The 14781-nt window shown below is 72.9% G+C and carries 11 protein-coding genes and 1 pseudogene; 7 read left to right on the forward strand and 5 right to left on the reverse strand.

Going from position 1 to position 14781, the window contains the following annotated elements:
* The first annotated feature begins 205 nt into the window (after window positions 1–205).
* The 3 genes and pseudogenes from ACGRHY_RS15190 to ACGRHY_RS15200 form a co-directional block, all read left to right on the forward strand.
* Window positions 206–1957, forward strand: a complete 1752-nt coding sequence (locus tag ACGRHY_RS15190) for a serine/threonine-protein kinase (protein ID WP_394635876.1) — start codon at window positions 206–208, stop codon at window positions 1955–1957.
* 260 nt (window positions 1958–2217) lie between these two features.
* Complete coding sequence (locus ACGRHY_RS15195) at window positions 2218–2796, forward strand: IS607 family transposase (RefSeq protein WP_394635877.1); 579 nt, start codon at window positions 2218–2220, stop codon at window positions 2794–2796.
* Window positions 2789–4422, forward strand: a pseudogene (locus ACGRHY_RS15200) (nuclease/transposase family protein); the annotation flags it as partial. The gene ACGRHY_RS15195 and the pseudogene ACGRHY_RS15200, both read left to right, overlap by 8 nt.
* Window positions 4423–4431: 9 nt before the next feature.
* Here the strand turns inward: ACGRHY_RS15200 and ACGRHY_RS15205 are convergent.
* Window positions 4432–6249, reverse strand: coding sequence for a bifunctional metallophosphatase/5'-nucleotidase (locus tag ACGRHY_RS15205; RefSeq protein WP_394635878.1), 1818 nt, complete (start codon window positions 6247–6249; stop codon window positions 4432–4434).
* Window positions 6250–6396: 147 nt separating this feature from the next.
* Between ACGRHY_RS15205 and mshD the strand changes: the two genes are divergently transcribed.
* Window positions 6397–7326, forward strand: a complete 930-nt coding sequence (gene mshD / locus ACGRHY_RS15210; RefSeq protein WP_394638061.1) for a mycothiol synthase — start codon at window positions 6397–6399, stop codon at window positions 7324–7326.
* A 41-nt stretch (window positions 7327–7367) separates the two neighbouring features.
* On the opposite strand, the gene ACGRHY_RS15215 is transcribed toward mshD, so the two are convergent.
* From ACGRHY_RS15215 to ACGRHY_RS15230, 4 genes are read right to left on the reverse strand one after another with little or no spacing between them, the layout of a single operon-like run.
* Window positions 7368–7802, reverse strand: coding sequence for a hypothetical protein (locus tag ACGRHY_RS15215; RefSeq protein ID WP_394635879.1), 435 nt, complete (start codon window positions 7800–7802; stop codon window positions 7368–7370).
* Window positions 7799–9229: a DprA-like winged helix domain-containing protein gene (locus ACGRHY_RS15220; RefSeq protein WP_394635880.1), complete on the reverse strand. Its 1431-nt coding sequence runs from the start codon at window positions 9227–9229 to the stop codon at window positions 7799–7801. The genes ACGRHY_RS15215 and ACGRHY_RS15220 overlap by 4 nt, the downstream gene beginning before the upstream one ends.
* Window positions 9230–9288: 59 nt before the next feature.
* Window positions 9289–9495, reverse strand: a complete 207-nt coding sequence (locus ACGRHY_RS15225) for a DUF397 domain-containing protein (protein ID WP_394635881.1) — start codon at window positions 9493–9495, stop codon at window positions 9289–9291.
* Window positions 9492–10388 carry a helix-turn-helix domain-containing protein gene (locus ACGRHY_RS15230; RefSeq protein ID WP_394635882.1) on the reverse strand — a complete coding sequence of 299 codons (897 nt, stop codon included), beginning with the start codon at window positions 10386–10388 and terminating at the stop codon, window positions 9492–9494. Before ACGRHY_RS15230 ends, ACGRHY_RS15225 begins: the two co-directional genes overlap by 4 nt.
* A gap of 495 nt (window positions 10389–10883) precedes the next feature.
* Between ACGRHY_RS15230 and ACGRHY_RS15235 the strand changes: the two genes are divergently transcribed.
* The 3 genes from ACGRHY_RS15235 to ACGRHY_RS15245 all read left to right on the forward strand — a co-directional run bounded on the left by ACGRHY_RS15235 (window position 10884) and on the right by ACGRHY_RS15245 (window position 14777).
* Window positions 10884–13097, forward strand: coding sequence for an RNA degradosome polyphosphate kinase (locus tag ACGRHY_RS15235; protein ID WP_394635883.1), 2214 nt, complete (start codon window positions 10884–10886; stop codon window positions 13095–13097).
* A gap of 91 nt (window positions 13098–13188) precedes the next feature.
* Window positions 13189–14292, forward strand: coding sequence for a CHAD domain-containing protein (locus ACGRHY_RS15240; RefSeq protein WP_491630975.1), 1104 nt, complete (start codon window positions 13189–13191; stop codon window positions 14290–14292).
* Window positions 14292–14777, forward strand: a complete 486-nt coding sequence (locus ACGRHY_RS15245; protein ID WP_394635885.1) for an NUDIX hydrolase — start codon at window positions 14292–14294, stop codon at window positions 14775–14777. The genes ACGRHY_RS15240 and ACGRHY_RS15245 overlap by 1 nt, the downstream gene beginning before the upstream one ends.
* Window positions 14778–14781 lie beyond the last annotated feature (4 nt).

A 14781-nucleotide genomic window follows, 5' to 3' on the forward strand; every position in this document is an offset into this window, starting at 1 on the left:
GTGGCGTCGGGCCATGCCCCGCACGCCGCTTCCGCCCCTGCGGGAGCCGGATCTCCACCCGGGTGGCGGTACGCGGTCCGCCACCGTGGAGAACCCGTGCCGACCGGCGCGGGACGGGGTACGGAGCCGAAGCGTCATCTGGTGCCGTACGGGATGACACGGCCGGTAAAATCCCTTTCCCACAACGCAGTTGGGGGAGACCGCGATGACAGGGACCGAGCATGCCGCACTTCGTCCGCTCCAGCCGGACGATCCCCGGGAGATCGCCGGCTACCGGCTGACCGCCCGGATCGGCGAGGGCGGCATGGGCGCGGTCTACCTCTCCAGCACCCGCGGCAACCAGCCGGTCGCGCTGAAGGTGATCCGACGCGAGTTCGCCCGGGAGGCGGAGTTCCGGCGCCGCTTCGAGCAGGAGGTGCGGGCCGCCCGGCGGGTCCAGGGCTACCACATCGTGCCGGTGCTGGACCACGACACCGGGGGCGGGCGGCCCTGGCTGGCCACCGCCTACGTGCCCGGCATCCCGCTCGACGACGCGCTCGCCCTGCACGGGCCCCTGCCGCTGCCCGCCGCGCTCCAGCTCGCAGCCTGCACGGCGCGGGCACTCCAGGCCGTGCACACCGCCGGGGTGGTCCACCGGGACCTCAAACCCAGCAACATCCTGCTGGGCACCGACGGCCCCTGGGTCATCGACTTCGGCATCGCGCGGGCCGCGGACTCCACCCAGCTCACGCGCAGCGGCGGGTTCATCGGCACCCCGCAGTACATGTCGCCCGAGCATGCCTCCGGAGACACCGTCACGGCGGCCTCCGACGTCTTCTCGCTCGGCCTGGTCGCGGCCGTCGCCGCCACCGGGCGCCACCCGTACGGCGACGGCGCCGCCATCACCCTCGCCGCCCAGATCGCCAACACCGCCCAGCGCCCGCCGGACCTGTCCGGCTACCCCGAGCCGCTGCGGGCCGTGCTGGGGCGCTGCCTGGCGGCGGACCCGGCCGCAAGGCCCGTGCCCGGGGAACTGGCCGAAGTGTGCGAGGACGCCTCCGGCAGGCCGGCCCGGGACTTCGGCGACTGGCTGCCCGCCCCGCTCTCCGCCGAGATCGGCGAACGGGCGCGGGCCGCCCAGAGCCCGCCTCCGCCGGCGCCGTACGCCTACACGCCCACCCAGGACCCCGGCGCCCCCGCGGGGCCTTACGCGGCCCCGACCGCCACCGCGTACGGAACCCCGCCCGCCGCGCCCCCGTACGGACCGGGGCAGGGGCCGGTGACCGGGCCGGGTGCGAGGGGCGGGGAGAGGCCGCGCCGCCGCACGGCGCTGCTGGCCGCGGGAGCCGCCCTGGTGCTGGCCGCCGCGATCGGCGGGACGTGGGCGGTCGCCACCGCGGGGAACGAGGGCGGCGGGCAGGCGGACACCGGCGGCGCGACGCGGGAGCCCGACGACCGCCGGAAAACGGAGGACGGGAAGGGACGGGGGGAGGGGAGTGGTACGCCCTCCCCGGACGAAGGCGGGCAGGCGTCCGGGGAGCCGGGCACGGACACGACGGCCGCCGCCTTCGAGCCGGTCTTCGAGAAGCGGCCGATCACCATCGCCACGCCCCCCACCTTCGACACCACCTATGTGGACCTGGACGAGGCGAGGGTGGACCCGACCGGCGGCATCGAGTACAGCGACACGGAGCTGAAGTTCCGCGACACCTCCATCGAGTTCAGGACGGCCCTGGGCAAGAGTGCGGGCACCACCCCCCAGGAGTGTCAGGACGCCGCCACGTCCAATCCGCTCCCGAGGAAGCTGCGCGCCGGGGAGGTCAACGACGAGGGTGCGCCGGACAAGGGCGACGTGCTGTGCACGGTGACCACGGAGGGCAACCTGGCGATGCTGGAGGTCACCGACATGGTGCCCGCGGACCAGGCCCACAACGTCCCCACCGTCAGGGCCGATCTGACCCTGTGGAGGATCGCCTGAGCGCCACGGCCCGCCACTGGCCCCGGTGCCACGGGCGGACCGCGGACGTCGGCAACGCGGGGTATCGGGAAAGCCGGACATCGAGAACGCCGCCGACCGGCGCGGGGCCGGTCGGCGGCGTTGTGTGTGGGGGAGCCCCGCGGGCCGGGGGAAGGCGGCCCGCGGAGGGACGGCCGTCCGCGTCGGGGGTCAGTAACTGTTCGTTGCGTAGGTCGATCAAGTGAGTGTAAGCATGGTTGGGTGAGTGTCACGATCATGTCGTGAATCTGACTGAGTGGGCACGTGCGCAAGGCGTCCATCCGCAAACCGCGTACAGGTGGTTTCGGGACGGGACGCTTCCCGTGCCTGCTCGGCGGGTCGGGCCGCGCACGATCCTCGTGAACGTCGAAGCTGCTGCCGCGCCCGAAGCGGTCGGAGGTGCGGGCCTGTACGCCCGCGTTTCCTCCCATGATCAGAAGGCCGACCTGGAACGCCAGTTGGCGAGGCTGACCCAGTGGGCTGTGACCACGGGGCGGCCGGTCGTTCGCGTGGAGTCCGAGATCGGGTCGGGCATGAACGGCGCCCGCCCGAAGGCGAAGCGGCTCCTGGCGGATGCGAAGGTGACCACGGTAGTGGTCGAGCACAAAGACCGCCTCGGGCGCATGAACGTGGAACTGATCGAAGCTGCGCTGTCTGCGTCCGGCCGCCGCCTGGTGGTGCTGGACGAGGGCGAAGCCGAAGACGACCTCGTGCGCGACATGGTGGAGGTGCTGACGTCGTTCTGCGCCCGCCTGTACGGACGCCGGTCCGCGAAGAACCGGGCGAAGAAGGCCCTGGAAGCGGCGGCAGCCGGTGAGTGAGCCCAAGAAGCCGCGACCGATCGGGGCGCCGTTCGTCGCGCTCGGGCCGTCCGGGGTGGCGATACGCGACCGCCTCAAGCACCTCACCACCGAAGACGACAAGGTGTTGCGACTCGCCGGCGAACACCTGGGGCGCCTCGCTTCCCTCGACCTCAAGACCCGGTGTGCCGATGGCCTGGAGCACTCCACGGACACGTGGGCGGCCCGCAAGCAAGGGCTGACGGCCTCCTCGTCGTCGCGGTGGGCCGGGGCGATCACGAAGGCCACCCATGACCAGTGGGCGTTGTCCCGGCGCTGCCAGCTCGCCCACATCCAAGGTCTCGAAGCCGGTGTGCGCACCCTGGTGCACCGCCTGTCGCAGCCAGTCGGGGAGAAGGGCACCAGGCGTGCTCCGGGCGGATACCGATCCAAGGGCGAGTGGTTCCAGAAGTCCCGGCGCCTGGCTACCTTGGAACACCGCCTCGACATGGCTCGCGCGGAGCGTGAGGCCGGTGTCGTGCACGTCGTGCACGGCGGCCGGAAGCTCCTCAAGAACCGTCACAACCTCGAAGCCGCCCAGCTCACCGCCGAGCAGTGGCGAGACCGGTGGGAGGCCGAGCGCTGGTTCCTCTCCGCCGACGGCGAGTCCGGCAAGCGGTACGGGAACGAAACCATCCGTGTCAGCCCCGAGGGCGGGGTCAGTATCAAGCTACCCGCACCGCTCGCCCACCTGGCGAACGCCCGGCACGGCCGGTACGCCCTCGCCTCGAAGGCCGTCTTCGCCCACCGGGGGCGGAGTGGCGCGACCGCATCAGTGAGAACAAGGCGGTCGCCTACCGCATCCACCTGGACGTGGAGCGCGGACGCTGGTACTTGACGGCCTCGTGGACCAGGCCCGCGGTCAAGATGGTTCCGCTGGAGACCGCCCGCGCTCAGGGCATGGTCGGCGTGGACACCAACACCGACCACTTCGCCGCCTACCGCCTCGACCAGCACGGCAACCCGATCGGCAACCCGCGCCGGTTCTTCTACGACCTGTCCGGCACCGCCGGCCACCGAGACGCCCGGATACGGCACGCCATCAGCCGGCTTCTGCACTGGACAGGCCGATGCGGCGTGAAGGCCATCGGCCTGGAAAACCTGGACTTCACCGCCGAAAAGACCCGCGAGAAGTACGGCCGCCGCAAGCGGTTCCGGCAACTCATCTCCAACATCCCCACCGGCAAGCTCAGGGCCCGGCTCATCTCGATGGCCGCCGAGCACGGCCTGTCGATCGTGGCCGTTGATCCGGCATACACGTCGATGTGGGGAGCTCAGCACTGGGCCCAGCCCCTCACCTCGAAGAACAGGAAGATGTCCCGACACGATGCCGCTGGCATCGCGATCGGGCGACGCGCCCTCGGGCACCCGATCCGGCGACGGACGGCACCGCCCCAGCATCACCAGAGTGATGGTGCTGGGCATCGGACCGTCCAGGCCGACCGTGGTGGCCGAGGGCGTGAAGGAACCCGCCCCCGCATCCCCGGACCACGGACACGATCCGTGTCGCTGGATGCGGAGCGAACGCGGGAACCCAGGACACCCAAAACCGTTCGGGATGTCCCAGATGAGCAGGTATGGGTCCAAGACTCGCTCCTGCTCACTGATCAGGAACGGTTACCGGATGACCGTGATCCGGTCCGCCGCCGGAGCGCCCAGCGGGTCGGTGGCGGAGGAGTTGGCGGTCAGGTGGTCCTGGAGGGCCGCCAGGTCGTCACCGCCCACCAGCGGGTCGGTGCCCCGCGCCAGCGTCGGGAAGCCGTCACCGCCGCCCGCCAGGAAGGAGTTGACCGCGACGCGGTAGGAGGCCGACGGGTCGATCGGCCCGCCGTTCAGCCGCACCGATTCCGCGACGATCCGGTCCGCGCCGGACCGGGTGAGGTCGAGGGTGTAGGTCAGGCCGGAGGAGACCTGGAGGATCTTCGGGGACGCCTCGTTGGCGCCGCTGACCTGCTCGCCCAGCACCGTCAGAAGCTGCTCGCCGGTGAGGGTGGTCAGGTTGACGGTGTTGGAGAAGGGCTGGACGGTGAAGCCCTCGGCGTACGTCACCACGCCGTCGCCCTCGGCGCCGGAGGCCGCGTACACCAGGTCGGAGCGGATGCCGCCGGGGTTCATCAGGGCCAGGTCCGCCTCGGGGTCCAGCCCGCGGGCGTGGGCGAGCTGGGCGTCGGCGATCAGGTCGCCCAGCGGGGATTCGGGCACGGTGCGGTCGGCGGTGATGTCCTCGGAGATCCAGCCGATGGGGCGGCCCGCGACGGGCGCGGCCAGCCCCTTCCAGTAGTCGATCAGGGAGGTGAGGTCGGCGGCCTTCTCCTGGTTGCGGTGGACGACGCGGTTGGTGCCCTCCACCGAGGCGCGCACGATGTCGCGGGTGCGGCGGTCGTACTCCATGTTCAGTTCGGTGAACAGCCGGCCGTAGGAGGCGGCGGAGGTGACCAGGCGGTCCTCGCCCCGCGGGTCGGGGATGGAGCAGACGTACGGCTGGTGGGTGTGGCCGGTGATCAGCGCGTCCACGCCCGCGTTCGTCCGCTTCGCGATGTCGACGATCGGACCGGACAGCCTGCCGCCGCCCTCGCCGCAGTCGGCGTTGTAGGCGCTGGAGGCCGGGGTGCCGCCCTCGTGGATCAGCGCGATGACGGCGTTGACGCCCTTGCGGCGCAGCTCCTTGGTGTACTTGTCGATGGTCTCGGCCTCGTCGAGGAACCTCAGTCCCCTGACACCCTCGGCCGAGACGATGTTCGGCGTGCCCTCCAGCGTGACGCCGACGAAGCCGACGTGGACGCCCTTCACCCTCTTGACGGTGTAGGGGGCCGTCAGCGGCTTGCCGGTCTTCTCGTCGACGACGTTGGCCGCGAGGATCGGGAAGTCGGCGCCGCCGAAGGTGCGGCCCTCGTCGTAGCAGCCGTCCTCGGGGTGGCAGCCGCCGCTCTGCAGGCGCTTGAGTTCGGCCGCTCCCTCGTCGAACTCGTGGTTGCCGACGCCCACGACGTCCATGCCGAGCGCGTTCATCGCCTCGATGGTGGGCTCGTCGTGGAAGAGGCCCGACAGCAGCGGGCTGGCGCCGACGATGTCGCCGGGGGCGACGGTGACCGAGTACGGGTTGCCCTCGCGGGCCTCGCGCAGGGCGGTGGCGAGGTACTCGGCGCCGCCCGCCTCGATCTGCTCGGTGGTGCCGTCGGGGTGCTGGTGGGTCACACGGCCGGAGGAACCGGTCGGGGGCTCCAGGTTGCCGTGGAAGTCGTTGATGGCGAGCACCTGGAGGTCGACGGTGCGGCCGTGGTGCCTGCCGCGGTCGCCGTGCGCGCCGGGGGCCCCCGACGGGGCGTCCTGCGCGGCGGCGGGCACGGCGGCGCCGAGGGCGCCGATCGTCAGCAGACCGGCCGCGGCTGCGGTGAGTCTGCGGGAGAGGGGAGACCGCCTGGGCGGAGTGGACATGTTCTGTCCCCTTCTGTTCCCTTTTCGGGGCCGGGAAGTTGGCCCGGAAGTGGCCGGTGGTGGCGGGGGAAGCCTAGGTCAACGCGCGTAGCGTGTCATTGTCGCGCTGGTAACCGCATGGTTTCGATGCTGCGTAGGCTTCTCCTTATGAGCGACGTGGTGGTTGTGGACGAGCTGACGCCCGAGGCCGTGCGGCAGGCCCAGGCGCTGATCGACGAGGCCGCCCGGGCGGACGGCCAGCCGGCCGTCTCCGAGCAGGGCCGCCTCCAGTTGCGCGGCGGTCGCCGCGCGGGCGTACGGCACCTGCTGCTCCGGCAACAGGGGGAGCTGGCCGGTTACGGGCAGCTGGAGGACACCGATCCGGTCGAGGCCCCGACCGGCGAGTTCGTCGTCCACCCCGACCACCGCAACCAGGGCCACGGACTGGCCCTGGGCCGCGCGCTGCTGGAGGCGTCGGGCCGGCGGCTGCGGGTGTGGGCGCACGGCGGCCACCCGGCCGCACGGCACCTGGCCCGGCTGCTCGGCCTCACCCTCTTCCGCGAACTGCGGCAGATGCGGCGCCCGCTGACGGGCCTGGACCTGCCCGAGCCGTCGCTGCCGCCGGGGGTGCGGCTGCGCACCTTCGTGCCCGGCCGCGACGACACCGCCTGGCTGGCCGCCAACGCCGCCGCCTTCGCCCACCACCCCGAACAGGGCGGCATGACCCGGCGCGACCTGGACGACCGCAGGGCCGAGCCGTGGTTCGACCCCAAGGGCTTCTTCCTCGCCGTGCGCGACGGCGGAAACGTCGCGGGTGAGGGCGGGGGCGGCGAGGAGCTGCTCGGCTTCCACTGGACGAAGGTCCACAGCGCCGAGCAGCTCGGCGAGGTGTACGTCGTCGGCGTCACCCCCGGCGCCCAGGGCGGCGGCCTGGGCAAGGCGCTGACGCTGGTGGGCCTGCGCTACCTCGCCCGCGATCGCGGCCTGCCGACCGCGATGCTGTACGTGGACGCCGACAACACCGCGGCCGTGAAGGTCTACGAGGGCCTGGGCTTCCAGACCCACGAGGTGGACCTGATGTACCGCACGGAGGGCTGAACCGGCCGCCCCGTTCCCGGCCGGGGCGGCCGGGAACGGGCTCAGGCCGCCGCGGGCGCCCCCAGTACGTCCCGCAGTCGGCGGGCCTCCTTCACCAGGCGGCCGCTCCCGCCCCGGGCAGCGGCCTCCGCCACCCCGTCGACCGGCCCGCGCGCCCCGCAGGCCCCGGCGCACTCGGTGGCCAGCGCCAGCAGGTCCGGCAGCCCCCGCACCGGCTCCGGTGCCGCCAGCACCTCCGGCAGCGCGGCGGCCAGCACCGCGAACACCGTGGCCGGGGCTCCGGCACGCACCGCCTCACGCAGCGACTCCAGCAGCCGGTTCGACTCACCACCCGCCACGGCGAGCAGCACCGCGTACGCGTCCCCGTCCAGCTCCCGTTCGGCCGCCGCCAGAACCTCGCGCTCCCCGTCGGTCAGGTGGTCCGTGCGCGCCCGTCCGCGCGCCGGCCGGGCCGGGGCGTCTCCCGCGCCGCTCACCGGGCACCCGCCCGGGCAGCCGTGGCGGCGGAGGCAGGGGCGTCCTGATCACCCCGGGCGCCTCGGGCGTCCAGGGTGATGCGCACGGCCAGGGCGTGGCGGCACGGGCCGCGCCCGCCCCGGTAGCGGGCCCACCAGAGGCAGGTGCAGCTCAGCGCCCCGCCTCCGGCCCGCACCCGGTGGTCGTGGTCGCCGGTGGCGACGGTGAAGGTGCCGTCCGCCCCCGCGCGTACCGCACCGGCGGCCACCAGCTCGCGGGCGGCACGCAGCCGGGGGTTGTGCCGTTCGGCCCGCCCGGCGTCGTAGGGCAGCTCGCGGTGGAAGTACGCCGCCTCGGCGGTGTCGTAGCCGATCCGCCCGGCGGTGCCCAGCACGGTCAGGGCGGCGCGCACCCGCTGCGGCGTCAGACCCGACTGCCGGGCCAGCTCCCCGATGTCCACGCGCGGCTCCCAGGCCAGCAGCGCCGAGACCAGATCGGCGTCCTCGGACGCCTCTTCACCGGACAGCGCCTCCAGCACCGCGCCCTCGCCCGAGAAGCCGCGCGCGGGATCGGGGGAGAGGGTGAGGGTGAGCCGCATCCCCGGCAGCAGCAGCTCCCAGGCGGAGGCCGCCGCGCCGCTCGCGGTCGTCGCGGGCGGTCCGTACAGGCGCAGCCCGGTGGCGTGGCGCAGCACCCGCAGCAGGGCCGAGAGCCGGTCCGGCCCGGGCAGGCAGACTGCACCGGGCACGGGCCGGGTGGTCGGCCGCAGGGAACGCCCGGCCTGCACCACCCAGAGGGCGGACCCCGAACCCGGGCGGGTGCGCGGCAGGGAGCGCAGGAGGCGGACCGCCTCGGCGGCGGTGACCTCCGCGCGCAGGTCGAAGGCGGAGGCGATCACCTGGGTCTCGGCGAAGCCGCGCAGCCAGCGGTCCGGCAGCGGCACCTTCTTCTCCACCACCGGCCCGTCGAAGGTGGCCACCTCCAGCTCCTCCGGACCGACCCGCATGTGGAGGGGATCGGAGGGGCCCACCCGGACCAGCGCCTCGCGCAGCGGGTTGTTGACGTCCACGTTGGTGGTGCCGTGGCCGATGTCGTCCCCGTCCAGTCCCTCGCCGAGAATGTCGAGGCGGGCGTAGACGCCGCAGCAGCCGGAGAACGACTCGAACCGCAGCCGGTCCCCGCTGCCCGTCACCACCGGGTCGAGGGACGCGGCCGCCAGGCGATGGTGGTAGCGGGCCGAAGCCACGTCGGCGACGGACAGCAGCGCCGCGGCGGCGGCCTCGGGCGCGGTCACGAAGCCGGAGAAGAACCGGGGATGCGCGCTCGCCCCCGCCGGCGTCGCCCCGCCGGAGGTCTCCAGACCCAGCTCGGGCCCGCCCGCGCCGCCGTGCACGGCCGAGGGCCGCAGATAGGTGTACGTGTGCACCGCTGATGCCGTGGTCGTCATGGCACAGGAACGTAGGAGCGACCACTGACATTCAGCTCGGGAGGCTGTGGACCACCCGGTCAGCGACCGGAGGCGTACGCCGTGAAGCCGGCCCACGCCTCCGGCGTGAACGTCAGCCGGGCTCCTCGTATGCGCTTGGAGTCGCGGACGTGGACGGTGCCCAGGGCTGTGGCGACCTCAACGCACGCGGGTCCGTCATTTGTGCTGTAGCTGCTCTTGGTCCACTCCAGCTCCGAGCCGTCTCCGGCGGAGGGCTTGAGAGTCATGTCATCTCTCCCAGCACTTTCCTGATGAAGGCCAGAGACTCACGCGGTGTGAGGGCCTGGGCACGAAGCATGCCATACCTCATCTCCAGAATCCGCACCTCTTTCGGGTCGGAGATCAGGCGGCTGGTGAGCTGAACTTCGTTCTGAGCGACTGCTGTTCTGTCCTTGAAGCTCAGAACCCTCAGCGATCCGCCGAGCGCTGCGTGCTCCTCGATCTCCGTGGGCATCACCTGGATTTTGACGTGCCGCAGTTCGCTCAGTTCCAGGAGATGCTCAAGCTGGCGTCGCAGGACAGTCCTGCCTCCGAGCGGGCGCCGAAGTGTGGCCTCTTCCTGAACAAAGGTCAGAAGAGGGGCGGGGTACCGCGTCAGAGTTTCCTGCCTAGCCATGCGCGCGGCCACCAGTCGTTCGAGTTCCTCCTCGCCGCATGCGGGGAGGCGCAGGCCGAACAGCGCTCTCGCGTACTCCTCTGTCTGGAGAAGGCCGTCGATGACGGTGTTGGTGTACGACCCCACCTCCACGGCTTCGGACTCCAGCTTGGCCAGATCCCGCACCTTCTTCGGGTAGCGGGCCTCCTCCACGTCCTTCTTCATCGCGGCGAGCTTGCCGTCCGCGCCCAGGATCCGGTCCGCCTTGGTCAGGAACTCCGGATGCGGCAGCCACCTGGCGCGCTCGACCGCCGAGACCATGCCCAGGCTGTAGCCGATGGCGTCGCCCAGCTCCTGCTGGGTCAGCCCGGCCGACTCCCGCCACAGCTTGATCTGGCGGCAGGTGGCCCGGATCGCCGGGCCGTAGTCGTCCTCCCAGTCCTCCTCCCAGGAGGCGCCGTCCGCGCCGTTCGTCGTGTGGTCTGTTCGGTGTCCGTGTCGCTTGCCGCCGTTGTCCGTGTTCATGTGCACCGTCCCCTCCGCCACGCCCGTGTCCAACGGGTCCGCCCCCGGCCCGTCACCCCGTACAGGCCGCACAGATCCGGCCCGTGATTCAACAGCGGCCGGTGTACAGCGCCCGGTGTCCGGAAAGCCGCCATCGGCCACAGTAGTGACGTATCGGTCGCTATGGGTGGCGAGAGTTCGAAAATCGCTCGAACGGGAAATTCCGCCTCGCTCGGTCCCCGCTCGGCCCCGCCCCGGCGGCACCCGCCGCACACCGCCGTACACCTCCGGAACGCCGCCGCGACGGTTCGCCGGAGCGAATCGTTCCGGTGTCCGGCACCCGCGCGAAGTGCGGGGATCGCCTGACAGCCATGTCGGCTTAACCGGCGATTCAGACTCGCTTGCGAGCATCGCGGAATGCAGCCCGTCGTGCCGAAGGCGTCGGCCCCGGGGCCAGGCCCCGGGCCGCAGCTTCCCGACGCGCCGTTGCCTCTGGCGGCGCGGAACAATGGAGGAATGAGCCAGTCTGCCCAGTCCTCCGTCGGTTCCATAGCCGCCTCGCGCCCGCACGCCATGATCGGGCCGGGGCACGCGCTCGAGCCCGACCTCGACACCGACCCCGATGCCTACCGGGAGGGCGAGGGCCCGGACGGGGCGGACGAGGAGCTGCCGCAGGGACGTTTCCTCGACCGGGAGCGAAGCTGGCTCGCCTTCAACGAGCGGGTGCTGGAGCTGGCCGAGGACCCCGCCACGCCGCTGCTGGAGCGGGCGAACTTCCTGGCCATCTTCGCCAGCAACCTCGACGAGTTCTTCATGGTGCGCGTCGCCGGCCTCAAGCGCCGTATCGCCACCGGGGTGGCCACCCGCTCCGCCTCCGGTCTCCAGCCGCGCGAGGTGCTGGAACTGATCTGGAACCGCTCGCGCGAGCTCATGGCCCGGCACGCCGCCTGCTTCCAGCAGGACGTCCTGCCCGCCCTGGCCGACGAGGGCGTCCACCTGGTGCGCTGGCCGGACCTCACGGAGAAGGAGCAGGCCCGCCTGTTCACCCTCTTCCGGCAGCAGATCTATCCCGTGCTGACCCCGCTGGCGGTGGACCCGGCGCACCCCTTCCCCTACATCTCCGGGCTGTCGCTGAACCTGGCCGTGGTGGTGCGCAACCCGGTCAGCGGGCACAACCACTTCGCGCGGGTGAAGGTGCCGCCGCTGCTGTCCCGTTTCCTGGAGGTCTCCCCGCAGCGCTACGTGCCCATCGAGGACGTGATCGCGGCCCACCTGGAGGAGCTGTTCCCCGGGATGGAGGTCCTCGCCCACCACATGTTCCGGGTCACCCGCAACGAGGACCTGGAGGTGGAGGAGGACGACGCCGAGAACCTGCTGATGGCGCTGGAGAAGGAGCTGATGCGGCGCCGCTTCGGCCCGCCGGTGCGCCTGGAGGTCGAGGAGTCCATCGACCCGTACGTGCTGGACCTGCTGGTGCGCGAGCTGAAGGTGTCCGAGGCCGAGGTCTACCCGCTGCCCGGCCCGCTGGACCTCACCGGCCTGTTCGGGATCGCCTCGCTGGACAAGCCGGAGCTGAAGTACCGCAAGTTCGTCGCCGGCACCCACCGCGACCTGGCCGAGGTCGAGTCGGCCTCCGCCCCCGACGTCTTCGGGGCGCTGCGCGAGCGCGACGTACTGCTGCACCACCCCTACGACTCCTTCTCCACCTCCGTGCAGCGCTTCCTGGAGCAGGCCGCCGCCGATCCGGACGTGCTGGCGATCAAGCAGACGCTGTACCGCACCTCCGGCGACTCCCCGATCGTGGACGCGCTGATAGACGCGGCCGAGTCCGGCAAGCAGGTGCTGGTGCTGGTGGAGATCAAGGCCCGCTTCGACGAGCAGGCCAACATCAAGTGGGCGCGGAAGCTGGAGGAGGCCGGCTGCCACGTCGTCTACGGCCTCGTCGGCCTCAAGACGCACTGCAAGCTGTCGCTGGTGGTGCGGCAGGAGGGCGAGACGCTGCGCCGCTACAGTCACGTCGGCACCGGCAACTACCACCCCAAGACCGCCCGCCTGTACGAGGACCTGGGTCTGCTGACGGCCGACCCGCAGGTCGGCGCCGACCTGTCCGACCTGTTCAACCGGCTGTCGGGCTACTCGCGCCGCACCACCTACCGCCGGCTGCTGGTCGCGCCCAGCTCGCTGCGCGACGGACTGATCCAGCGCGTCAACCGCGAGATCGCCCACCACCGGGCCGGGCGGCCGGCGTATGTGCGGATCAAGGTCAACTCGATCGTCGACGAGGCGCTCGTCGACTCCCTCTACCGTGCCTCCCGGGCCGGGGTGCCCGTCGACGTGTGGGTGCGCGGCATCTGCGCGGTACGGCCGGGGGTGGCGGGGCTGTCGGAGAACATCCGGGTGCGCAGCGTGCTGGGGCGCTTCCTGGAGCACTCCCGGGTCTTCGCCTTCGCGGGCGGAGGAGATCCGGAGGTGTGGATCGGCAGCGCCGACATGATGCACCGCAACCTCGACCGTCGTATCGAGGCGCTGGTACGGGTCACCGACCCCGGCCACCGGGCCGCCCTCGACCGGCTGCTGGAGACCGGCATGGCGGACACCACCGCCTCCTGGCACCTCGGCCCGGACGGCGAGTGGACGCGCCACGCGGCCGACGCCGAGGGGCGGCCCCTGCGGAACGTCCAGGAAATGCTCATCGACGCCCGGAGGCGCCGACGTGGTCCAGCCACATGACCTGCCCCTCAATGCGGCCGACGGGGGAGGGGAGCCGTGTCCGAAGACGCTTCCGGAGGTCCGCGAGGGCCCCTGCGAGGCGCTCTCGGATCTGGGGGAGGCCACGGCGGGCGAGGTGCTGGCCGACTACCTCCACCGGCAGGCCACCGGTTTCCTGCGCGGTCTGCGGCTGCACGAGGAGAGCGCGGGCAGCGCCGAGTCGGCGGCCGTCGCGGCCGGGGCCGTGCGGACGATGCGCCGCTGCGCCCGCCGCGTCGGCGCGGCACTGCGGGTCTACCGGCCGCTGACCGACACCGCGCGGACCGGCCAGCTAGGCTCCGAGCTGGCCTGGCTGTCGGGCGTGCTGGGGCGGGAGCAGGCGTACGAGGTGCGGCTGGACCGGCTGCTGGGGGCGCTGCACCGGCTGTCGTCCGTGCCCACCGGGACGGCGGGCGCCGACGGCCCCGCGACCGGCCCCGTGACCACCGGGCCGCCCGCCCAGCGCGGCTCCTCCTCGCCCGGCGGCGGCCTGGGGATCGGCGCCGCCCGCGCCGGGGCACTGCTGGAGCGGCAGCTCACCCTCGCCCGGACCCGCGCCCACTCCGCCGCCCTCCAGACGCTGGGCTCGGCCCGCTTCCACGCCGTGGCCGACGCGGTCGCCGTCCTGGCCTCCGAGGCGCCGCTGGCCGGTGAGGCCGCCGCCCGCCCGGCCGTACGCGTACTGCCGCCGCTGGCGGAGCTGGCCCACCGGCGGGCGGTGGAGGCGGTGGAGGCGCTTCCGCTGACCCGGGCCCGCCAGTCGTACAACGGCGAGGCGTTCGCCCACACCCTCGTCGTGGACGGGGAACTGGACGCGGCCTGGAACCAGGTGCGGCTGCTGGTGCGGCTGCGCCGTTACGCCCATGAGGTGCTGGGCGCCGAGGACCCCGCGCTGACCGCCGCGAGCCGGGCCCTGGACCGGCACCGGGACGCCGCCGAGGCGGCCTCGGCGGCGGCCGCCGCCGCCCGCACCCCCCGTATCGCCCCCGCCACCGCCTACGTGCTGGGGGTGCTCCACGCCGACCAGCGGCACGAGGTGGAGGCGGCGAGGTTCGGCTTCGGGCGGCTGTGGCGCCCGGAGGCCCCCGCCCACCGGACCCGGCCGGCCGGAGCGGACCGGCAGGCGCCGGGGGCCGAGGCGGCCCCGGCGGCCTTCGGCGCGGAGCGGGGCCGCTGATGGGCGGCCCGGGAGCCGGTCCCACGCCCGGTCCCGGCTCACGCTCCCGTACGATCCGCGCGGCCGGCTGCGTGCTGTGGCGCCGTACGCGCTCCGGCGCGGGGACGGGCGAAGGCGGCTGTGCCGGTGAGGCGGGCATCGAGATCGCGCTCGTCCACCGGCCCAAGTGGGACGACTGGTCGCACCCGAAAGGCAAGCTCGAGCCGGGCGAGGCGGCCCTGCCCGCGGCGGTGCGCGAGGTGCGCGAGGAGACCGGCATGTCCTGCACGCCGGGCGCGGTGCTGCCCACCACGCACTACGAGACCGGCGGCCGGACCAAGGAGGTCCGCTACTGGGCGGCCGAGGCGACCGGCGGGGCGTTCACCCCCGGCGACGAGGTGGACCGGCTGCTGTGGCTGCCTCCGCGGGAGGCCCGCCGGCAGCTCACCCGGGAGCAGGACCGGCTGCTCGTCGACGCCCTGCTGGCCGCTCTCCACCTCGGCTGAGGAG

This window comes from Streptomyces shinuiensis, from assembly GCF_043660855.1.
In the GTDB taxonomy this organism is placed as follows: domain Bacteria; phylum Actinomycetota; class Actinomycetes; order Streptomycetales; family Streptomycetaceae; genus Streptomyces.

Coding starts and splice junctions, on each gene's coding strand:
- ACGRHY_RS15190 (WP_394635876.1), top strand. CDS start 206: ATGACAGGGACCGAGCATGCCGCACTTCGTCCGCTCCAGCCGGACGAT.
- ACGRHY_RS15205 (WP_394635878.1), bottom strand. CDS start 6,249: ATGTCCACTCCGCCCAGGCGGTCTCCCCTCTCCCGCAGACTCACCGCA.
- mshD (WP_394638061.1), top strand. CDS start 6,397: ATGAGCGACGTGGTGGTTGTGGACGAGCTGACGCCCGAGGCCGTGCGG.
- ACGRHY_RS15220 (WP_394635880.1), bottom strand. CDS start 9,229: ATGACGACCACGGCATCAGCGGTGCACACGTACACCTATCTGCGGCCC.
- ACGRHY_RS15225 (WP_394635881.1), bottom strand. CDS start 9,495: ATGACTCTCAAGCCCTCCGCCGGAGACGGCTCGGAGCTGGAGTGGACC.
- ACGRHY_RS15230 (WP_394635882.1), bottom strand. CDS start 10,388: ATGAACACGGACAACGGCGGCAAGCGACACGGACACCGAACAGACCAC.
- ACGRHY_RS15235 (WP_394635883.1), top strand. CDS start 10,884: ATGAGCCAGTCTGCCCAGTCCTCCGTCGGTTCCATAGCCGCCTCGCGC.
- ACGRHY_RS15245 (WP_394635885.1), top strand. CDS start 14,292: ATGGGCGGCCCGGGAGCCGGTCCCACGCCCGGTCCCGGCTCACGCTCC.